This is a genomic window from Nitrosomonas oligotropha (assembly GCF_009833085.1).
GTDB lineage: Bacteria > Pseudomonadota > Gammaproteobacteria > Burkholderiales > Nitrosomonadaceae > Nitrosomonas > Nitrosomonas oligotropha.
Genome location: NZ_QRBZ01000047.1, coordinates 1 through 20,541, shown reverse-complemented (window position 1 = coordinate 20,541; position 20,541 = coordinate 1). Strand labels below are relative to the sequence as shown.

The window sequence follows — 20,541 nt, the reverse complement described above, 5'->3', positions numbered from 1 at the left end:
CATTCCCTATATTAAAGTTGGGCGGCTGGTTAGGTATCGCAAATCTGCACTTGATGCCTTTCTCGATCTTCGCACGCATGGCGAGGAGGTGTAGCCATGCATACAAATAAAAACGCCCGCTGGCAGGCGGGCGAGAATACTTTTACTTCAACAAAATCAAGTGCCAATTATACCACCCTAGATAACTTTATGATATCGCTTATTATATGGCAGTTCTTGCCGCTTTCTCAAGTGAATCTGTTTGTTAATCGTCACGGAGTAATAAAACATGATCGATAAACGAATGGACAATCTTATAGGAAGTGAATTTGACCCTGATACATACGAATATGTGAAATGCCAGGATTCTAAGCCTGAAAAGCCGAATGTGCTAGATGAAATCTATATGCTTAGGAATGGTGATACCAAAGAAAAGCCGCCTATCGATTCTATACTAGATAAAGATGTTAAATATTCCAGCGTTGACTTACTTCAATACGTTGATGATGGGCATATTCTCAAAAGATTAAGTTGTCAGATTGCAGAAGAAACCTGTTTGCCGAAAAGCACCGTATTCCTTGCCGTTTTGGGAGTGTACAGTTCGATAGCTGTTCGCAGTTTTTCTGTGTGTTATCCAAACGGAGAACCTCTGCCGATAGGACTCTATGTCGTGCTAGAGCAACCCAGCGGCACGAGCAAATCAAGGTGTCTAAAGATAGCCCAAGAACCCTTTCATGTGATGTCAGAGAGCATACTTAACAAAATTAAAAAAGGTTTGGCCATTCTTCTTGCAAAAAAGAACAAACAAGGCTTGTCGGAAGATGATGAGGAGCAGCTCAACATTTTAAATGCTCAACTTAAGTCCTTTCAGCCGATTTTTACAACAAACACAACTTCTGAGGGATTAGAAAAACAATTGGCAGAATCTAATGGATTTTTTAGCTGCGTATCAAGCGAACAGGGGTTATTCAATGTTCTTTTTGGCGGAGCTTATAAAACTGATTCCAAAGCCAACAATAACGACGTGGTGCTCAATGGTTATGATGGGGGCTATATTAACAGCTCAAGGGTTACACGTAAGGGTTATTGCGGTCGGGTGGCTGGCGGTATCGTCTGCTTTGCCCAGACTGGAAGCATTGAAACTTTGCTTAATTCATCGAATGGCACGGGATTATCAGAACGTTTTCTGATGCTGGTTGAACCGCACAGTCTGGGCAAGCGGGATCATTTAAGAAAGATCAATCACGACTCAACCGTAACGACTGAATACACCAGGAGTTGCGACAACTTTCGGCATGTAATCGAATCGCCCAAAAAGTTTAATGAACTATCAGCAATTACTATCAGCGATAGTGGTTTTTTAAAGATTAGCAATTACCTAAATACGATAGAAAAGGACTTGGCGGACGGTGGAAAATTTTCTCACGCCTCGCTACGTGGAGCGGCTGCCAAAATTAACATGCAGATTATGAAGATTGCTGCGAACTTGTATCTGGCAGTAAATGAGATTATGGCCTGGAACACGGTTATTGATGACAAGTATATTGATTCGGCCATAAGCATTAGTAACGCACTACTGAGAAGCAATCTTATGCTATGCCAAACCAAGGGCGTAATGGGTAAAAAGGCAGAATATGACGCTATTCTTGCGTTATATGAAAATAACCCAAGAGGAAGAATTGAGCGCGCGATAATACAATCCAGATCAAAAGTATCGCCATTCAAAGAATATTCAGGAAATAAATCCGAATTAATCAGAAGCACATTGAATGATATGGTGAAACAAAAGCTTCTGGAAAAAACAGAAATAAACGGCGTTATTAGCTATCGTTTGTGTTGAGTGTGCTGTAAATGTTGTAGGTCTAACAACAAATTTACAACATCTTGAAAGCGTTACTGGTAGAGGATTTAAGTAACAAAAATAGTTGTTGTTGTATTGTTGTATCACTTTTTTATTTTCTTTTTTATTTTTGTATAAGCATGAATATATTCCCTTGCAACATTACAACATTACAACATTACAACAGATTACTCGAAACCAGCGACAGCACTGGGTTTAACATGTTGTGATTTTGCTGCAAGGCTTACAACAATTCCTTAATAAGGATTACTTGGGAGATATTAAAGATGGCAAGTGGAGTGAAAGTGAAAAGCGTTACGTCAAGAATTGGGACCGGTTTGACATAGTGAAATGGGTTCATTCTGATCTTGAATCAAAAGCACGTGAATGCTTACGCGAGAGCTTTTCAGAAAGATTGCAAAACATATCACTGAGCGTAACCAATTGAAGGTTCAGGAGATCATGATACTGATGTATCAATAAATATGGCTATAGTTTAGCACTGGATTTTTCGCTAACTTTGATTCTGTAGAAAAATTTGATGCATTCTTGCTATTGGAATTAATTGAGAAAGCACAGATTCAATAAGGCAACAAGGCAGAATCAATTCATAGGAATTAAATATGACTGAAAGAAATAAAGCTGAGGGATCTTCAGGGCAAAATATGCAAACACTCACAATCACCAAAGAAGAAGGTAAGAGTGAACTACGTCAGCTCACAGAAATACAGCTATCCCCGCTCATCAACAATGCACTGACATTGCAAGTCGTGGCCGCAGGCAATTCAGATAAGATTGATATCACCGAAGCTGTTGAAGTCATGAAAGAGAAATCAGAAAAGATTATTGCCGGTGATTTAAGCGAACTGGAAGTCACGCTAGCCGCACAAGTCATAACGCTAAATACAATTTATAATACTCTTATATTGCGATTTGCCCATAGTTTAGGTAATTCTCTCAAACTCACAGAAACCTACATGCGGCTGGCACTGAAAGCACAATCCCAATGCGCACGTACCGCAGAAATACTGGCAGCAATGAAAAACCCGCCGATAGTTATTGCTAAGCAAGCCAATATTGCACAAGGGCACCAGCAGATCAATAATGGCAACCAATACCCAGCACACGCGGGGAAAACCAAAAATTCAGCAAACGAACTATTAAGCGAGGATAACCATGCGACATTGGACACCCGAGGAACGATTGAGGCAGGCGGAATTGATAAGGAATTGGCAGCCGTGGAAACAATCGACCGGAGCAAAGACACCAACCGGTAAAGCCAGATCAAGCCAGAATGCTTATAAGCATGGGTTAGGTAAACTGCAAAAAGAAATTAGCCGATTACTCAGAGAACATAAAAAGGTTATTGAAGTAATTGGATAGTTTCCTAATGAAATTAATTGCAAGATTATTATCTTATTGGGTTAGGTTATATCAATAAGGTCGATTTTATTGTAATGATTTTGTATTATGTAAAATAAGAAATATAATATTATTAATAATCAATTACTTACAAAATGGTCTTTTCTGTAACGTTCGAGCCTTCTTTCTGCGTGTGAATTTAGCCGGTTACTAAGCGTACGACAAAGTAAACGCAATTCTTCAGCATCAACGCCTGACTCGATCAGGCGTTTTTTTTCCTTCAATACATACCGATAATATTTTCGCTTAACGGATTTGTTGCGCGTATAGCGAATATGCCAATAAAGATTATTCAGTTTTGAGAAGTCGGCCAAAGTGGAATACCCAATTAAATAAACAGGTGTCTAGCGGCAAAGAAAATGAAATGTAAACCAATATAGCAATAAGGTTTAAATAGAAAAGATATTAAGATAAGATTAAGGGAAATCAAATTCCCCGTAAAACTTAAACAGAAAATCCCAAAAGTCTTTTATTAGAGGAAATCAAAAATGAATTATCAGCTTAATGACATTAATGGCAAAGATGATGGAGCTCAGTGCTCGGCTGTTTTGATGCCTGGAGGTAAGTATCGTGCCGAAGTAAGAGTCGCGGGTCACAAGTTCCTGCCACCACTTAAATCTGACTATATCTATCAATCCGAAGAATTGTTTGAAGGTAAAAGTGCTGCAATACATTTTGCACAAGCCCATTTTAAACAAAATTTTCCTTGTAAATAAAGAACACATCATTTTTCATAGGTAAATTAATAACAAGCACTGAGTTCATAAAAAAGTCGGTGCTTAGTTTATTAAAACAAATAAACCCGCGCTCAAGTAGGATGCATCCGTGCACATTCCTTAATTTTACATATAATCTCATCATAATATGTCTTGCGTCACGCTCTCTCGAATCGTAATCATCCAGTCCCTTCCAGAAGACGAAGACGGATCGCAAACCGGTCGTCAGCTTCGAGACGCGATCGAACCGACTGCCAATCACAATCACAAAATCTCAGTTGAGTTAATCGATGCGGCGAGCTCGGAAAAGTTTTGGGCTGCGTTGAGTAAAGTTCAAACCTCAGCTGAAAGTTATGGAAATAGACCTGTAGTCCATATCGAGTGTCACGGGCTATCCGACAAGACGGGCATCTCGTTGGGTGACAGAACACCGGTGTCATGGGGCGAACTCAAGATTCCATTAATTAAGCTCAACCATGCAACGCGCTGTAATCTCCTAGTAACACTAGCAGCATGCTACGGCGCAGGGTTGTTTGAAACTCTCGATGTTACCGGAAGAGCGCCATGTTGGGGTCTTATCGGACCAAGCAGTATAGTAAATCCTCAGGACCTCGTTACCTATTACTCACGCTTCTTTATCGAGCTTCTTGGTTCCGGAGATGTAGCAAATGCAGTTTCTAAATGTTTGAACTCAGGAGAAAAAGATAGTAAATATTTTTTGTTTACAGCTGAAAAGATGTTCGACATGGTTTTTCAAAAGTATCGAGCGACTCAATCGCAGAATGCCGAAATGATCAAGCGAGCTGAGCGATTTTCACAGGTATTTAAGAATCACGGAATGCCTTATTCTAATGATAGCGAATGTACTAATCTACTGTACGAAATGGAGAAAGATATTCTTGAACGTTTTTTTAAGAAGTACTTTTTCGCAGATTGTTTTCCGGAAAATTGGGAAAGATTTAAAGATGTATACGACGCTATCGATTTTCGCTAGTCCGAGCCAGGGATCGGGCGGCATGCCCCCTCTGGGGTCATACCCTTCGCGCCGGACGACGGCGCGACCCTTGGGAAGGATAAGGTATTAAATTAATGCAGCAATTGGATCGTTGCTCGCTGTTGTTGTGAAAACAAATGTGCTATCTCTTCCTTGTGTATTTGAAAACTATGCATGAAAGGGATAATTTTAAATCGAATGAATTGACCCAAATCATTCTCTCTAGAGAAATTAGCGGCAAAGCGCATGAAGAAATCCAGAACTTTGTCTTCATCTACTTGATGAAATGGTTGCAAGGTATGGCTACACAATAGATGACTTGTAGAACATAAAAAAGGCGTTAAACGTTGAAACTGTTCCATATCTTCGGATTCATAATAACAGCACGTTAAAAGATTGGCGAAATTGTTCTCAAGAGCGGCTAAGCGCAAGTTATGAAAAAAAGTAACGGTATGTAATTGAAAAGAGTTCTCAGGAATCTGTATAGCGGTTTCATAGTCAATCTCTGGAATATGCAAATCAGCAATACATTGCAAATGATTAAATAATGAATAGCATGTTCCCCCAACTTGTTTATCTGATCTCATTGGATTCACCTCTAACTATAGAAAAAATTTAATTAAAAGTTTGTTTCTGCTTTTCAAATAACAAAGCAAGATCGGATTAGTATAAATCTATGAAATTATTGCCAATGCAATAAAAAAGCAAGTTATATGGTCTAATTGTAATGATTTTATTTAAAGCTTTTTAGTTACAGCCAATCCAATAACTTATTGCAGCGTTGCTGGTGTTAGGAACCTGGCAACATGCCTACCTTTGGGATCATACTCTTCGTGCCGGTCGACACCTTGCCATCCAAGAGAAAAAACGGAAACCTAAGCCCCCGTTCTTCATTAAATCTTAGCTAAATTAAACAGCGGATTCTTTTCTGTGGCATACCATGAGACCCAGCAAGCCTAATCCGGCCAGCAGCATGGCGTAGGTGGATGGTTCTGGCACGGGCAACGGTATTGGGTCTGGAATCGGGTCAGGAATCGGTATTGGCTCGCCAAAAGTGAACGCCATATTATCAAGCACAGTTTGTCCTGATAAGTTGCCGTCAGACATTGTTAATTTTGTCATACCAGCCCAATTAAAAGTTAGTAGATCAGGTGTTATAGTATCTGAGAACACATCCTTGCTGTAAGTTAGTGTATCTCCTATAAATCCCTCGAAATGAGTCCAGCCGTTATGCCATGCTTTTGTAATGTACACAGATTCCAGATCAAAATAATAAAATCTGGAAGATATGCTCGCTGGATCACCGTCACCATTAAAAGCTGCATTTGAAGGACTTACAGTGCCATGTTCATATCCTGTTCCAGGGTAACTTGATTTTCCGTTGTTTACATAAAAGTTATGCCAATCAAAGCCATGGTATCCACTGGGTATTCCAACAGAGCCAAATGAATCAACTTTAATGTCATCAAATGTAATCAAATCAGCGTTTGCATTTGTGGTGCTAACAGCTGCCAAAATAGCGGCTGACAAAAGTATTTTTTTGTTCATTATTATTTTCTCCCTTTGTTATTTTGAGTTCTTGCACTTGAATTGTTCGTCGTAACACCAACTACCAATTTACGCTGCTTGTTTGCGCCCCACAAACCCAACAACCCCAGTCCGGCCAGTAGCATCGCGTAGGTGGATGGTTCTGGGACGGGCGATGGTATATATGGAGCTATGCTCAGTCCTGTAATATCAAGGTAACCATAATCAATAGTTCGTCCTGGTACAATACCGTCATGAATACCTGATCCAATAGACCACCAACCATACCCTAGATCACCTGCGAAATTGGTGACTATGTGGATATCGAATCCACGCTGTCCATCGTTACCAGAGAAACCGCCGCTAGATAAAAACCATTCATTATGATGAAGTGTCGTTATTGGCCTGTACAATGATTCTTCATACCCCCATCCTTCTATCCCACCAGAGCTGGAAAGAATGTTATTCGCGGCAATTTCATCAGGCATAGAACCAGACCATGAAAGAATGGGTGGAGAAAATGGCTGTGTTACTTTTGTATATAAATCCCCACCGATATTAACTAATGCAGATGATTCTAAGCTGTCATCATAGTCGAAAGATATGGAGAATGTATCTCCAACTTTTACTGATGTGGTACTAAGAAATTCAGACGGCTTGTTATTGATGAAACCTGATATTTCTACAGTCATGATGGTTGCGCTAGCAATAGGCACCATTCCGATGGTAAAGATGCAGGCACATAGTGAGCTTGTTATTGATTTGTTCATGCCATCCCTCGTTGGTTATCTCATTTATATGAACTGCATTGACCAATCGCTTTAAGCAGCATTTCGCTTATCCACTTTCTTTTTATGGTATTGAATATTTCATACTAGACCTAAATAATCGTGCGGTATATAGGTCAAATATCATTTATTTTTCGGGACGTATAGCCTTCAGTGCGTTGTATTTCAATGGCTTATGGTAGGCTCATCCATGAAACATTACTGGCGTGGATATGGAAAGGGTATCAAAGAAAAGTACAGACTGTGGTGCAGCAGTGAGAATGTATTATATTAAATCAATTAGCTGAGACTTGTTTGGAGTAGTCAACCAAGGCCATCCGCGAACTTTGACTGACCGATGGAGCATTATGAAGCATTGTTTTTAATGGCGTTCTGGTAAACGCATTTGCTATATCGGAATACTCAGGAAAAACTTTAGAAAAAAAGAAAATATTTTTCAAGAGGAGCGCTTTTATGCATCTTTTAATTGGTGATTGTTTTTCTGCGATGTAACCCTGGTGTAACCCCGATACGCCGCAGCAAATTATTTCGTTACTTAACTTATTGATTTTATGGTGCCGACACCAAGAATCGAACTCGGGACCTTCTGATTACAAATCAGCTGCTCTACCATCTGAGCTATGCCGGCAAATTGATAAGAATAGATAAATTTAAAGAAACTTACTTGATAATACGAAGTTTTGGTTTACCTGAGGTTTTGGGTTGAGCAGTCAGTGAATTTTGAACTGAATCACTTGATTGTTCATTAGTAATTTCAACTTTAATCTCTTCGTCTTCCGGTGGAAATGCTATGCCTTGATTAACTTCCTTAGCGAAAATTCCTTTAACTGCATCTATTGGGATATCGAGCTTTCTTGACACTCCATTGAATCGAGCATCGAAACTAAGTGATTCATTATTTATGATCAATCCATGAACTGCATTTGCACTGATATTAAAAACTATTTCACCATTTTTTATGTATTCCATAGGAACATCGAGCTCTGGATAGGCCTTTACCGATACAAAAGGGGTAAAGCCGCTATCAATGCACCACTCGTATATGGAACGAATCAAATATGGTTTTGTTGAATTATTACTCATTTTCGCATTACTTTCTCTGAAGCCGATAATGCATCAATGAATAATGGACGACTGAACAATCTTTCCGAATATTTTAATAATGGGGCTGCTTGTTTAGGAAGACGAATTCCATAATGCTCCAGGCGCCAAAGCAATGGTGCAATGGCGACATCAAGCATTGAAAATTCATCCCCTAGCATGAATTTTTGCTTATCAAAAATTGGCGATATCATCGTAAGATTATCAGCAATAGCTGTTCTTGCTTTGTCAATAACCTTCTGATCTGTACCATCAAATGCATCGATATGACAGAATAATTCCTGCTCAAAACGAAACAGCAACAACCGGGCTCGTGCACGCATTACTGGATCTGCAGGCATTAGCTGCGGATGTGGAAAGCGATCATCAATATATTCATTAATGATATTTGACTCGTACAATACCAGATCGCGTTCCACAAGTACCGGAGCTTTGCCATAGGGACTCATCACCGCTATATCTTCTGATTTATTATTTGGATCAACGTCGATTACTTGAAAGTCCATATCTTTCTCGTGCAATACAATCCTGCAGCGATGACTATATGGGCAAGTAATTGTTGAATATAGCGTCATCATAACTTCTAATCTTTGACTAAGTTACCTGTATATCCAGCAAATTTGAAATTAATGAATATCTTTCCAATATTCTTTTTTGAGTGCATACGATAAAACTAGCATGCCTAACAAAAAAATCATTACTTCAATCCCTAATTGTTTTCTTGCATTAGCATGCGGTTCGCCCAAATAAACCAAATAGTTAACTAAATCACCAACAAATTTGTCATATTCGGTTGCACTCAATTGCCCCGCTTTTTCGAGTGTCAGGCTTTTTTGCTCGCCTTTATCTGACGTTTTGACTACCAGTCTTTGCTCACCTTGCAGCTGATACAAAACGTGCGGCATCGCAACACGATCAAAAACCAGATTGTTCCAGCCTGTATGTGTCGCATCATCACGATAGAACGCACGCAAGTATGTATACAACCAATCCGCACCACGTGCACGAGCTATGACTGACAAATCCGGCGGTACTACACCAAACCACTCTTCACCTTCTTTTTTCCGCATCGCTGACTGCATCAGATCGCCAACTTTCTGACCTGTGAAAACCAGCTTACTAAGAATTTCTTCGTTTGTATAACCGATATCGCGATGACGGTTATAGCGCATATAACTCGCGCCATGACAGGTCAAACAGTAGTTCACAAAGTTTTCCGCTCCACGTTTCAACGAAGCATTGTCAGTTGTATCAATCGGAGCTCTATCCAATGGCATACCGGATTCACCAGCAAGAACACCAAACGGAGCCATGCATAAGATTAATAAAGCAATCGTTATTTTCTTCATTTTTCTACTCTTTTAGTCTTTTTGGTTCAGGCTTTGTTTTATCTATCTTGCTATACCATGGCATCAAAATAAAGAATGCAAAATAAATGACTGTAAAGATTTGTGCCAGTAGTGTGTATAAAGGTGTTGGAGATTTTGTTCCCAACCAACCCAGTACAAAAAAGCTGATCACAAAAAGTGTCAATGCTATTTTGAAATAAGGACCTTTATAACGTATCGACTTGACCGGACTTCTATCCAGCCATGGCAAGAAACAGAAAACCACTACAGAACCCGCCATCAGAATAACACCCCAAAGCTTAGCATCGATGCCCAGGAAGTTGACTGTTACAGCCCGTAACATCGAGTAATAAGGAGTGAAGTACCAAACCGGTGCAATATGATCCGGCGTTTGCAATGTATTCGCCGGGATAAAATTGTTATATTCCAGGAAATATCCGCCCATTTCCGGGGCAAAGAAGATAATTCCACAGAACACAATCAGAAATACTACGACACCAACAATGTCCTTAACCGAATAATAAGGATGGAATGGAATGCCATCCACAGGAATACCGGTTTCAGGATTTTTATTTTCTTTAATCTCTATGCCATCCGGGTTGTTAGATCCCGTTTCATGCAGCGCTAAGATATGCACAAAAACCAGCACCAGCAATACTAAGGGTAATGTCACAACATGATAGGCAAAAAAGCGGTTCAGGGCAGCATCGGAGAGTGTAAAGTCGCCCAACAGCCATTGTTGCAATGTTTCCCCGATACTCGGAATTGCTCCAAACATACTGACAATTACTTGCGCTCCCCAATAAGACATTTGCCCCCATGGAAGAATATATCCGGTAAAGGCCAAGCTCATCAGCACAAAAAATATCACCATCCCGATCAACCAAAGCAGCTCTCTCGGCTTACGGTATGATCCATACATCATTCCACGGAACATATGAAGGTAGACCACGACGAAAAACATCGATGCGCCCGTCGAGTGCATGTAACGAATTAACCAGCCATAGTCCACATCACGCATGATATATTCAACCGATGCAAAAGCTTGACTGGCATCCGGTTTGTAATTCATGGTAAGAAAAATTCCCGTCAGCAACTGATTGACAAGAACCAATAAAGCTAATGAACCGAAGAAGTACCAAAAATTAAAATTCTTCGGTGCATAATATTCGGATAAGTGTGCTTTCCAGTTTGACGACAACGGAAAACGTTTATCGACCCAGGCAAGCATTGAATTAAATATATTACTCATTTACGCAGATCCCTCGCTTTCAGATCCAATCAAAAGCCGACTATCGCTCAAATATACATGAGGAGGAACAACCATATTAGTTGGAGCCGGCACACTTTTATATACGCGCCCTGCCAAATCAAATTTTGAACCGTGACATGGACAGAAGAAACCACCCAACCAATCGGGCCCCAGATCCGCAGGCGCCACATCTTTCCTGAATACAGGCGAGCAACCCAAATGGGTACAAACACCCTCGGCAACCAAAATTTCAGGTTTTATTGAACGTGTACGATTTTTTGCATAATCCGGTTGCTGCTTCTTATCCGAATTCGGGTCAGCAAGCTGACCTTCAACTTTAGCCAGACTTTCCAACATATCTGGTGTACGATTTAGAATCCAAACAACTTTTCCGCGCCACTCAACCATCAGCAACATCCCAGGTTCAAGCTTGGATATATCAACTTCCACAGGGGCTCCAGCTGCTTTAGCCCGTTCGCTAGGCATCATGCTCAATAAAAAAGGCGTTGCAATCGCAGCGCCAGCAATTCCACCTGCTACTGAGGTTGCAGCCACAAGGAACTTTCTCCTGCCGCTCATCTCTTCATTAATGCTGAAACTATCCGCCATGTTCAATCATTCCATCAGTAATAATATTGTAAGTTATATACAACACAAAGGAAAAAACTTCTTCCAATCCCTATTAGATTTATTCGTTAAATTACGTTACCCAAACTACAAAAGCGCGCAGTATACCACAATCGTTTTAAGGATTATAGCAATCCTGGAAGTATTTCTATTTACCATAAGGTCACTTAGCTCAACTACAACAAGATATTGTTCTTTATGATCTATTTTATTTTTCCATGACATTGCTTATATTTCTTACCTGAACCGCAAGGGCAAGGTTGATTGCGGCCTACTTTCTCATTCTGACGCACAAAAGGCTGCGTTTTATCATCCTCAGTTTTTATATATCCACTTTCTTCCGCTGATGCTTGTTCATAAGCTTCATGATGAAGTTGTATATTTTCCGGTGACCGTAAGCTGTCTGTGACAGCTTCTACCTGCTGCTCATTCTTGATTTGTACCGTCAACAGTATTTTGGTAACTTCCCGTTTGACTTCTTCGAGCATAATTGTAAAAAGTTCAAACGCCTCGCGCTTGTATTCCTGTTTGGGATTTTTCTGCGCATAGCCGCGCAGGTGGATGCCTTGGCGCAAATGATCCAATCCCGCCAAATGCTCCCGCCAATGTGAGTCGAGAATTTGTAACATCACCACACGCTCGTAGTGATGCATGATATCCGCGCCGACTTGCGTAACCTTAGTCTGATAATGGTCGCTCGCAAGATCAATAATGCGTTGGAATAAATTTTCTTCATGCAGACCGGATTCTTCTTCAAGCCACTCGCGTACCGGGAAATGCAATTGATACTCTGCTGCCAGTGCTTTCTCCAGCCCCGCTACGTCCCACTGCTCTTCGACACTTTGCGGGGGAATATAGAGATTGAACAAGTCTCCCAATACATTCTCACGTATCGCGGTTATCGTTTCCGAGATATCCTGCTCCGCTTCCAACAATTCATTGCGCTGCTGATAAATGACATGCCGCTGATCATTCGCGACATCATCGTATTCCAGCAACTGCTTACGCATATCGAAGTTTCTCGCTTCTACCTTGCGCTGCGCATTTTCAATGGCGCGGGTAACCCACGGATGCTCAATAGCTTCGCCTTCCGGCATCTTAAGGCGCGTCATGATACTGGCTACGCGATCCGAGGCAAAAATACGTAACAAAGAATCTTCAAGCGAAAGAAAAAAACGGCTGGAACCTGGATCTCCCTGCCTGCCCGAACGTCCGCGCAATTGATTATCCACCCGCCGGGATTCGTGCCGCTCCGTACCGATAATATGCAAACCGCCTTTCTTCAGCACTTCCTCATGCGTTAACTTCCATTTTTCCTGCACTTCTTGAATACGTTTTTCTTTTGCTTCGTCACTTAATTTTTCATCATGCCGTATCTGTTCTATTTCAGGTTCCGGGTTTCCACCCAGCACAATGTCCGTTCCACGCCCCGCCATATTGGTCGCTATCGTAATCATTTTAGGACGGCCTGCCTGTGCGACAATACTTGCCTCACTGGCATGCTGTTTAGCATTCAAAACTTGGTGCGGAAGTTTGTCGCGATCCAGCAACCTGGACAATAACTCGTTATTCTCAATAGATGTCGTACCAACCAATACCGGCTGGCCACTTTCATAACATTCTCTAATCTCACGAACAATCGCTTCATTTTTCTCTTTCATCGTACGGAATACCTGATCCATACGATCTTCCCGGATCATCGGTCTATGCGTTGGAATAATGACTGTCTCCAATCCATAGATCTGCTGAAACTCAGCCGCTTCCGTATCGGCAGTACCGGTCATGCCCGACAACTTTTGGTACATGCGGAAGTAATTTTGGAAGGTAATGGAAGCAAGCGTCTGATTCTCTTTCTGAATAGCGACACCTTCTTTCGCCTCCACCGCCTGATGCAAACCATCGGACCAGCGGCGGCCGGACATCAAGCGCCCGGTGAACTCATCCACGATCACCACTTCATCGTTTTGCACGACATAGTGTTGATCCAGAAAATACAAATTATGAGCGCGCAGGCCTGCAATCAGGTGATGCACCAAATTGATATTGGCCGGATCATAAAGGCTCGATCCCGGCTTCAGCAGTCCGGCCGCTTCCAGCAACTTTTCCGCATGCTCAAAACCGGCTTCGCTCAGCGTGACCTGATGAGACTTCTCATCCACACTATAGTCGCCCTGGCTCTCTTCCGTTTCCTGCCGGATGAGTTTTGGCACCAGTGCGTTAATGCGCACATAGATCTCGGTATCGCCTTCCGCCTGGCCTGAAATGATGAGCGGCGTGCGCGCTTCATCAATTAAAATCGAATCCACTTCGTCCACGATTGCGAAATTAAGCACGCGTTGTGCACGCTCATTCGCATGCGCCACCATATTGTCGCGCAAATAATCGAAGCCATACTCGTTATTGGTGCCGTAAGTGATATCAGCCGCATAAGCAGCTTGCTTTTCGTCATGCGGCATCTGCGCATAAATAACACCGACGTTCATTCCAAGAAACCGGTAGATCTTACCCATCCACTCTGCATCGCGCTTCGCCAGGTAATCATTCACGGTGACAACGTGCACACCCTTGCCTGACAATGCATTCAAGTATGCCGGCAATGTTGCCATGAGCGTTTTCCCCTCACCGGTGCGCATCTCGGCAATTTTTCCGCCGTGCAAAACCATGCCGCCGATAAGCTGCGCATCAAAATGACGCATCCCCAAAACCCGCTTGCCAGTCTCACGAACCACAGCAAATGCTTCGGGCAGTAATGCATCCAGTATTTCGCCATTTTGAATGCGCTGCTTGAATTCATCCGTCTTGCCACGTAAGTCGGTATCCGACAACCCTGCAATAGCCGGTTCCAGTTCATTGATAGATCGCACAGTCTGGGTATACTGTTTGATCATCCGGTCATTGCGGCTGCCAAAAATTTTCTTAAGTAGATTGCCTAGCATAAGTCTCTAAATATTCCGTATGAACACATTGTTTAAAAAAACAAAGGGTGAGCATATTTCTCACCCTGCAAAAATCATGAAGAAATCAGCGCTCCCATTTAACCCGGTTTTTTCAAAAATTTGGCTGGATTCTGCGGTTTGTCTTTATGCCGGATTTCAAAATGCAAATGCGGCCCGGTAGAACGGCCGGTATTGCCAACTTCAGCTATTTTTTGCCCCTGCAATACAACCTCTCCGAGATTCACCAGACGCGTCGATGCATGCGCATACCGCGTAACCAAATCATCACCATGGTCAATTTCAACCATATTACCATACTCAGGATGCCGATCAGAATAGATCACCACACCGCCCGCAGCGGCTTTGATGGGTGCGCCCACTTCCGCGGTAAAATCCACGCCTTCATGAAACGCTCGCTTTCCAGTAAACGGATCGATCCGGTATCCGTAACCGGAAGAAAACCAATCGGTCTCAACCGGCATCTCGGATGGCAACACAAACTTTGTGATCCGGTCATGCCGCAACAAGGAATCCAATGCCCCCAGCTTATCCGTTCTTTCATCCAGCATATTGGATAACTCCTGCAACTTGAGACTGAATTCAGAGAATGACAGCGCTTCAGCGGACAGATCATTCCGCGCACCGCCCTGTCCCGGCATTTGATTAAATGAGAAATCTCCCGATTTGATTCCTGAAGATTCCGCCAGACGCTCACCCAATGCATCCAAGCGGAGTAACTGCGCCTGCATTTGGCCTAATTTACTCGCCATGATATTTAAGTTATCTTGCAGATGCGTTTGAATCTTCTGATGCCGTTCTTCTTGCGGATTAACCAATACGGCTCTCAGAAGAGGCGCATCGATCCGATCGGCGTAGCGCAATGAAACAAAATTCAAACTCAGCGCCACTGTCACAATGACCAGTAATAAAGCGCTCATTAATAATACAATATGGACTTTGGTTAACGCCAGCTTACGCGCTCGTTCCGAATTATTTGAAATAAAAATAATATTCATACTTTGTTTTCATTGGATATCGATTAAATACCCATGGCCTCTCATAAAGTTAACGCTTACTTTAACCTGCTTGGCAAAACACCTGAATACGCGAGCCTGCTCACAGCGGCTCAAAAACTGCATGAAGATCAGTCCACATTTTCCAAGCTGATCCCAACCCAATTGGCACAGCATTGTAACCTTGGCCGGATCACGGACGGCAGACTGACTATAGTGGCCGAGAATGGCGCAATCGCTGCAAAACTAAAGCAAATCTCTCCATCATTGTTGCTTAAGCTGCAGAAATTAGAGTGGCAAGTTACTGCAATTCAAATTTTGGTGCAAGCGGATTACGCTGCCAAAAACGCAAAACCATCGGCAAGACATGGATACAACAAGAAAAAATTAAAATTAAGTGCAAGCGGAAAAGCATGCTTAAATCAATTAGCCGCAACGCTGCCGGATTCCGAATTGAAAAACACCATTCAGTCGTTCGTTAAAAAGCACCAGGACGATTGAGTCTCTTTTTCATTTCAACAATATGCAATCCATTGACAGCACGCGTTGCCACACCTTGCCGGAAACTTTTTAATTCAGCTCCGATTTTCCTCATGCCGGCACCATTCCCGGCAATCATGGTCTACTGTTTTTTTATTCAACCGATGTCTCGTATATAATGCAAATCGCTGAGCAGTTTTTCACATCACAAAAGAAGTCTTTCAGTACTGTTTAAGTCTTTAATTTTATGATGATAACGCATTTCCTCCCGATACAATAACTGAACCCCGATTATTCAATCGACCCTGCAAAAACAATCTCATGAATGTTTTTTATGAAGAAGCTGGAACCTTTAAGATAGGCACTATTCTGGCTGACAACACAACGTCGCTGCAAATAGAGGCTGTGCATGGCAAACGATCGAAAATCAAAGCCTCGTCCGTGTTGTTCAGGTTCGATAAACCGCCTTTAACCGAATTCATGGGGCATGTACAAAAAATAACCGATGAATTGGATCCGGATTTTCTCTGGGAATGCTGCGCGCAAGAAACCGAATTCACCAGCGACACGCTTGCCGCCGATTACTTTGGCCATTCCCCGAGTCCCGTTGAATCGGCCGCAACCTTGGTGTTACTGCAAAATGCGCCGATGTATTTCTATAAGAAAGGGCATGGGCGCTACAAAGCTGCGCCACCGGATGCGCTGAAGGCCGCGCTCGCCGGTCAGGAAAAGAAACGCCTGCAAGCCGCGCAACAAGCACGCTATGCTGAGCAGTTAAATCAATTCATCCTGCCCGAGGAATTCCAGTCGTGCATCTCCGGTTTACTCTACAAACCGGATAAAAACTCGCAGGAATGGAAAGCCCTCGAGGCCGTTTGTGCGGAAAAAAAACTCACTGCCGTAAAATTGCTGGAAAAATGCGGCGCTATTCCGTCTTCTCACGATTACCATTTCAATCAATTCATCTGGGAATATTTTCCAGAAGGCACCAATTTCGGTGAACTGGAATCTCAGTCCGTTGGTGATGTTCCGTTTGATTTAGCGGTAGCGGATGTCGCGGCATTCAGTATCGACGATGCCTCAACGACAGAAATTGACGATGCATTTTCCGTAACCCCATTACCCCTGGGAAGCTTCCGCATCGGCATTCATATTGCAGCACCGGCATTGGGAATCACTCCCGAGTCGACACTCGACAAAGCCGCTTCATCCAGACTTTCCACGGTATACCTGCCGGGGAAAAAAATCACCATGCTGCCGGATACGGTGATCAATCACTTTACGCTAGCTGAAAACAAACTGTGCCCGGTCCTGTCCTTGTATCTGGATGTATCGGATGATTTCACCGTCACGGCCACTGAAAGCCGGCTTGAAAAAATCAATATTGTCGCAAATCTGCGTAACAATGCGCTGGAGCAGCATTTCAACGAAACCGCACTCAGCAGAGGTGATTTCGCGCACACCTTCAGCAAAGAGTTAAATCTATTGTGGAAATTTGCCTGCAAGATGGAAAATCAGCGTGGCAAAACCAATGACAGCAATAACGACAAAGTCGATTACAGCTTCGAAATCAACGCCGATCATGTCACGATCAGCGAGCGCAGACGCGGCTCGCCGATCGATAAAGTCGTATCCGAATTGATGATTTATGTGAATACGGAGTGGGGTAGGCAACTCACCGATGCCGGTATCATCGGTATTTTCCGCAGCCAGGCCAATGGCAAAGTGAAAATGGGCACTTCTCCCGCGCCTCACCAGGGATTGGGTGTTTCCCAATACGCCTGGAGCAGCTCTCCGATGCGGCGGTATGTCGACCTGATCAATCAACGGCAACTCATCGCCATGCTGCGCAACGAGGCGCCGCCTTATCACAAAGACAGCAACAGTCTTTTAATCGCCATGCGCGACTTTGAAACAGCCTATGGAGTTTATGGCGAATTTCAGCGCGCCATGGAACGTTACTGGTGCCTGCGCTGGTTATTGCAGGAAAAAATTCAAACCGCCAACGCTCAGGTTATCAAAGAAAATTTGGTCAAACTGGACCATATCCCGTTCATCGCGCGAGTTCCTTCGCTGCCTGAAATGGCGCCGGGCGCTTATGTCAAACTCAAATTATCCGAGATCGATTTACTGGAACGCACCTTGCATGCGGAATTTTTGCAAAAACTGGATGCATAGCGATCTATCTTCCATAAATCTGCATGAATCATGTGACAAGCCCATTGTTGTTGCCTAAAATAATGCCATCATCTGTAGTGTATCGACTTAACTTCAAGGTTTAACCCTTAGGCTGTGACCACTCAAACTCTCGCAACTTTACCTTTAGCGCTGGCTGGTTATCAGTACTTACAGAGCCATCGTCTAGTTGCCGCGATGATTGCTTCTCTGCTGTTACATGCCATCGTATTCTTTGGTGTGACTTTCCAGTTTCCTCAACCGAAATCCGACAAAATTGCTTCATCCTTGGAAGTCGTGCTGGTTAACAACAAAACACAGACAAAACCGAAAGAATCGCAATTATTGGCGCAAGATAATCTGGATGGCGGAGGCAACACGGAAGAGGATCGCCGGGCAAAAACGCCATTCCCGGTACTACCAAGAAACAAACCGGTTATCGCTGAGAGTGTAGCGCAGCAAAAAGTTAAACAACTGGAACAGGAAGCCAAAAAGCTGATGGCCGCTATCAGCGAAACGCCTCAAATCGAACTGCCCAAGGAACACAAAAACGAACTGGAAAGTAAATCAGTCGCAGTCGACTCGACCGATTTACTGCTGCGCAGCCTGGATATTGCCCGGCTGAGAGCACAGATCGATCAAGACCATGATAGTTATCAAAAACGCCCCAAACGCAAATTTGTCGGTGCACGCACCAAAGAATACCGCTTTGCCCGCTACGTCGAAGATTGGCGCATCAAGGTCGAACGGATCGGTAATTTGAATTACCCGGAAGCCGCCAGAAAAGAGAAGCTTTATGGCAACCTGCAACTGACCGTCGGTATCCGCGCCGATGGTAGCTTGGAATCGATTGAAATCAACCGCTCATCGGGAGAAAAAATTCTCGACGAAGCGGCTGTCAATATCGTTAAACTCGCCGGGCAAAACGGATTCGCGCCCTTTCCACCGGATATCAGCCAGGACACGGATATTTTGCACATCACCCGTACCTGGGTATTCGCAGCTTCCGATATGTTGCTGAGTCAATAATCAGAGATACCAGCCATGCTCGATTCTTATGCCGTAATCGGCAATCCTGTTTCACATAGCAAATCACCGTTGATCCATACCGCTTTTGCGCAACAAACGAATCAGGCCATGCAATACGTTGCCTTGCTGGCACCGCTGGATGGTTTCGAGGCAACCGTGCAAGACTTCCGTCAACGGGGCGGAAAGGGATTGAATGTCACCGTGCCTTTTAAGCTGGAAGCCTATCAACTGGCAACCCGTTTAACCGAGCGGGCCGGCATCGCACAGGCCGTCAATACGCTTAAATTTGAAAACGATGAAATTCTCGGCGATAACACCGACGGCATCGGGTTAGTCCGTGACATCGAATGCAATCTGGCAATTCCCCTCGCAGGAAAACGCATACTGCTTATGGGTGCGGGTGGTGCAGCGCAAGGGGTAATCCTGCCACTCCTGCAACAGCAACCCGCTTTGCTGGCAATCGCCAACCGCACCCCTGAAAAAGCAGCAGCACTATGGAAGCAGTTCAACACCTATGGCAACATTTCCGCAGGCGATTTTTTGTATTTCGCCGATGAGCATTTTGACATCATCATCAATGCCACTTCCGCCAGTCTGCACAATGCATTGCCTGAGTTACCCGCTAGTATTTTTGCGCAAGCGGCACTCGCCTACGACATGATGTACCGCCAAGAGCCCATCCCTTTTCTCAAATTCGCCCGGCAACATGGCGCGCAACAGATAGCCGATGGAATAGGTATGCTGGTTGAACAAGCGGCCGAATCTTTTTTTATATGGCGTAATGTCAGACCGCAAACAAAACCAGTGATCGCAAAATTAAAATCACTGGTTTAATTCAATAACAGGAGAATGCTCTGATTACATTCATAACTACCTTAAGCTAGCCAGAAACGTAATCAACTACTGTAATGTCTGCTAATAAACGATCAGCGCTTCATTACTTGCGGTCGATATATTACCCACCGCATCGAAAGCCTTCACAGTGTAGCTATAAATAGACCCAGTAGCATTTCCAAGCGAATCAGAATAGCTTGTTGAAGTGCTAACTGCAATTTTAGTACCGTTCCGGTATATGTTATACCCTGCAACAGCAATATTATCCGACGATGCTTTCCAGGATAGCGAAACCAAAGCGGAAGAAATAGTTCTTGTCTTACCTTTTACTCTTGTCGTGGTTGTAGTCGATTTTAATGCCGCCAGAAGTGAAGCAGGCGCAGTAGGAGAAACGGAATCCGCGTTGAAGCAAGACACTCCGTCGCCACACGGGAAGCCATTCCATATTTCCAGTCCGGTGATGTGATTATCCACTGACA

Annotated in this window: 20 protein-coding genes and 1 tRNA gene; 9 read left to right on the top strand and 12 right to left on the bottom strand. The window is 43.3% G+C overall.

What is annotated here, in order from left to right:
* Positions 1 to 96 precede the first annotated feature (96 nt).
* From ABD07_RS13810 to ABD07_RS13790, 5 genes are all read left to right on the top strand, one after another.
* Positions 97 to 279, top strand: a complete 183-nt coding sequence (locus ABD07_RS13810) for a hypothetical protein (protein WP_160818769.1) — start codon at positions 97 to 99, stop codon at positions 277 to 279.
* On the top strand, positions 269 to 1,819 hold the full coding sequence (locus tag ABD07_RS13805; RefSeq protein ID WP_160818768.1) for a DUF3987 domain-containing protein: 1,551 nt from the start codon (positions 269 to 271) through the stop codon (positions 1,817 to 1,819). The genes ABD07_RS13810 and ABD07_RS13805 overlap by 11 nt, the downstream gene beginning before the upstream one ends.
* 623 nt (positions 1,820 to 2,442) lie before the next feature.
* Positions 2,443 to 3,096 carry a hypothetical protein gene (locus tag ABD07_RS13800; protein WP_160818767.1) on the top strand — a complete coding sequence of 218 codons (654 nt, stop codon included), beginning with the start codon at positions 2,443 to 2,445 and terminating at the stop codon, positions 3,094 to 3,096.
* A 633-nt stretch (positions 3,097 to 3,729) separates the two neighbouring features.
* Positions 3,730 to 3,957 (top strand): hypothetical protein, encoded by a 228-nt coding sequence (locus ABD07_RS13795; protein ID WP_160818766.1) that lies wholly within the window; start codon positions 3,730 to 3,732, stop codon positions 3,955 to 3,957.
* A 148-nt stretch (positions 3,958 to 4,105) separates the two neighbouring features.
* A complete protein-coding gene (locus ABD07_RS13790; RefSeq protein ID WP_160818765.1) occupies positions 4,106 to 4,951 on the top strand; it encodes a hypothetical protein in 846 nt (281 codons plus the stop codon).
* A gap of 92 nt (positions 4,952 to 5,043) precedes the next feature.
* On the opposite strand, the gene ABD07_RS13785 is transcribed toward ABD07_RS13790, so the two are convergent.
* The 11 genes from ABD07_RS13785 to ABD07_RS13735 all read right to left on the bottom strand — a co-directional run bounded on the left by ABD07_RS13785 (position 5,044) and on the right by ABD07_RS13735 (position 15,547).
* A complete protein-coding gene (locus ABD07_RS13785; RefSeq protein WP_160818764.1) occupies positions 5,044 to 5,538 on the bottom strand; it encodes a hypothetical protein in 495 nt (164 codons plus the stop codon).
* 322 nt (positions 5,539 to 5,860) lie between these two features.
* Entirely contained in the window at positions 5,861 to 6,499 is a 639-nt protein-coding gene (locus ABD07_RS15100; protein WP_240142571.1) for a PEP-CTERM sorting domain-containing protein, read from the bottom strand.
* A 2-nt stretch (positions 6,500 to 6,501) separates the two neighbouring features.
* Positions 6,502 to 7,248, bottom strand: coding sequence for a PEP-CTERM sorting domain-containing protein (locus ABD07_RS13775; RefSeq protein ID WP_160818763.1), 747 nt, complete (start codon positions 7,246 to 7,248; stop codon positions 6,502 to 6,504).
* Between the two features lie 570 nt (positions 7,249 to 7,818).
* Positions 7,819 to 7,894 (bottom strand) — tRNA-Thr (locus tag ABD07_RS13770).
* Between the two features lie 32 nt (positions 7,895 to 7,926).
* Entirely contained in the window at positions 7,927 to 8,349 is a 423-nt protein-coding gene (locus ABD07_RS13765; RefSeq protein WP_108699273.1) for a ClpXP protease specificity-enhancing factor, read from the bottom strand.
* Complete coding sequence (locus tag ABD07_RS13760; protein WP_108699274.1) at positions 8,346 to 8,945, bottom strand: glutathione S-transferase N-terminal domain-containing protein; 600 nt, start codon at positions 8,943 to 8,945, stop codon at positions 8,346 to 8,348. Before ABD07_RS13760 ends, ABD07_RS13765 begins: the two co-directional genes overlap by 4 nt.
* Before the next feature lie 48 nt (positions 8,946 to 8,993).
* Positions 8,994 to 9,716, bottom strand: a complete 723-nt coding sequence (locus ABD07_RS13755) for a cytochrome c1 (RefSeq protein ID WP_160818762.1) — start codon at positions 9,714 to 9,716, stop codon at positions 8,994 to 8,996.
* Between the two features lie 4 nt (positions 9,717 to 9,720).
* Positions 9,721 to 10,968 (bottom strand): cytochrome b, encoded by a 1,248-nt coding sequence (locus tag ABD07_RS13750; RefSeq protein WP_132429187.1) that lies wholly within the window; start codon positions 10,966 to 10,968, stop codon positions 9,721 to 9,723.
* Positions 10,969 to 11,577: a ubiquinol-cytochrome c reductase iron-sulfur subunit gene (gene petA / locus ABD07_RS13745; RefSeq protein ID WP_108699276.1), complete on the bottom strand. Its 609-nt coding sequence runs from the start codon at positions 11,575 to 11,577 to the stop codon at positions 10,969 to 10,971.
* A gap of 221 nt (positions 11,578 to 11,798) precedes the next feature.
* Positions 11,799 to 14,531, bottom strand: coding sequence for a preprotein translocase subunit SecA (gene secA / locus ABD07_RS13740; RefSeq protein WP_160818761.1), 2,733 nt, complete (start codon positions 14,529 to 14,531; stop codon positions 11,799 to 11,801).
* Positions 14,532 to 14,629: 98 nt separating this feature from the next.
* Positions 14,630 to 15,547, bottom strand: coding sequence for a M23 family metallopeptidase (locus ABD07_RS13735; protein WP_108699278.1), 918 nt, complete (start codon positions 15,545 to 15,547; stop codon positions 14,630 to 14,632).
* 33 nt (positions 15,548 to 15,580) lie between these two features.
* Between ABD07_RS13735 and ABD07_RS13730 the strand changes: the two genes are divergently transcribed.
* From ABD07_RS13730 to aroE, 4 genes are all read left to right on the top strand, one after another.
* On the top strand, positions 15,581 to 16,045 hold the full coding sequence (locus ABD07_RS13730; protein WP_160818760.1) for a DciA family protein: 465 nt from the start codon (positions 15,581 to 15,583) through the stop codon (positions 16,043 to 16,045).
* 300 nt (positions 16,046 to 16,345) lie between these two features.
* On the top strand, positions 16,346 to 18,202 hold the full coding sequence (locus ABD07_RS13725) for a ribonuclease catalytic domain-containing protein (RefSeq protein WP_160818759.1): 1,857 nt from the start codon (positions 16,346 to 16,348) through the stop codon (positions 18,200 to 18,202).
* Positions 18,203 to 18,397: 195 nt separating this feature from the next.
* Positions 18,398 to 19,228, top strand: coding sequence for an energy transducer TonB (locus ABD07_RS13720; RefSeq protein WP_108699281.1), 831 nt, complete (start codon positions 18,398 to 18,400; stop codon positions 19,226 to 19,228).
* Positions 19,229 to 19,243: 15 nt separating this feature from the next.
* Positions 19,244 to 20,062 (top strand): shikimate dehydrogenase, encoded by an 819-nt coding sequence (gene aroE, locus ABD07_RS13715; RefSeq protein WP_160818758.1) that lies wholly within the window; start codon positions 19,244 to 19,246, stop codon positions 20,060 to 20,062.
* Between the two features lie 81 nt (positions 20,063 to 20,143).
* On the opposite strand, the gene ABD07_RS13710 is transcribed toward aroE, so the two are convergent.
* Positions 20,144 to 20,541 (bottom strand): rhamnogalacturonan endolyase family protein (locus ABD07_RS13710; protein WP_476703651.1); only part of this gene is annotated, 398 nt, incomplete at its 5' end.

Coding starts and splice junctions, on each gene's coding strand:
- ABD07_RS13755 (WP_160818762.1), bottom strand. CDS start 9,716: ATGAAGAAAATAACGATTGCTTTATTAATCTTATGCATGGCTCCGTTT.
- aroE (WP_160818758.1), top strand. CDS start 19,244: ATGCTCGATTCTTATGCCGTAATCGGCAATCCTGTTTCACATAGCAAA.
- ABD07_RS13800 (WP_160818767.1), top strand. CDS start 2,443: ATGACTGAAAGAAATAAAGCTGAGGGATCTTCAGGGCAAAATATGCAA.
- ABD07_RS15100 (WP_240142571.1), bottom strand. CDS start 6,499: ATGAACAAAAAAATACTTTTGTCAGCCGCTATTTTGGCAGCTGTTAGC.
- ABD07_RS13760 (WP_108699274.1), bottom strand. CDS start 8,945: ATGATGACGCTATATTCAACAATTACTTGCCCATATAGTCATCGCTGC.
- ABD07_RS13775 (WP_160818763.1), bottom strand. CDS start 7,248: ATGAACAAATCAATAACAAGCTCACTATGTGCCTGCATCTTTACCATC.
- ABD07_RS13790 (WP_160818765.1), top strand. CDS start 4,106: ATGTCTTGCGTCACGCTCTCTCGAATCGTAATCATCCAGTCCCTTCCA.
- ABD07_RS13750 (WP_132429187.1), bottom strand. CDS start 10,968: ATGAGTAATATATTTAATTCAATGCTTGCCTGGGTCGATAAACGTTTT.
- ABD07_RS13725 (WP_160818759.1), top strand. CDS start 16,346: ATGAATGTTTTTTATGAAGAAGCTGGAACCTTTAAGATAGGCACTATT.
- ABD07_RS13810 (WP_160818769.1), top strand. CDS start 97: ATGCATACAAATAAAAACGCCCGCTGGCAGGCGGGCGAGAATACTTTT.
- ABD07_RS13765 (WP_108699273.1), bottom strand. CDS start 8,349: ATGAGTAATAATTCAACAAAACCATATTTGATTCGTTCCATATACGAG.
- petA (WP_108699276.1), bottom strand. CDS start 11,577: ATGGCGGATAGTTTCAGCATTAATGAAGAGATGAGCGGCAGGAGAAAG.
- ABD07_RS13720 (WP_108699281.1), top strand. CDS start 18,398: ATGATTGCTTCTCTGCTGTTACATGCCATCGTATTCTTTGGTGTGACT.
- ABD07_RS13795 (WP_160818766.1), top strand. CDS start 3,730: ATGAATTATCAGCTTAATGACATTAATGGCAAAGATGATGGAGCTCAG.
- ABD07_RS13735 (WP_108699278.1), bottom strand. CDS start 15,547: ATGAATATTATTTTTATTTCAAATAATTCGGAACGAGCGCGTAAGCTG.
- ABD07_RS13730 (WP_160818760.1), top strand. CDS start 15,581: ATGGCCTCTCATAAAGTTAACGCTTACTTTAACCTGCTTGGCAAAACA.
- ABD07_RS13785 (WP_160818764.1), bottom strand. CDS start 5,538: ATGAGATCAGATAAACAAGTTGGGGGAACATGCTATTCATTATTTAAT.
- secA (WP_160818761.1), bottom strand. CDS start 14,531: ATGCTAGGCAATCTACTTAAGAAAATTTTTGGCAGCCGCAATGACCGG.
- ABD07_RS13805 (WP_160818768.1), top strand. CDS start 269: ATGATCGATAAACGAATGGACAATCTTATAGGAAGTGAATTTGACCCT.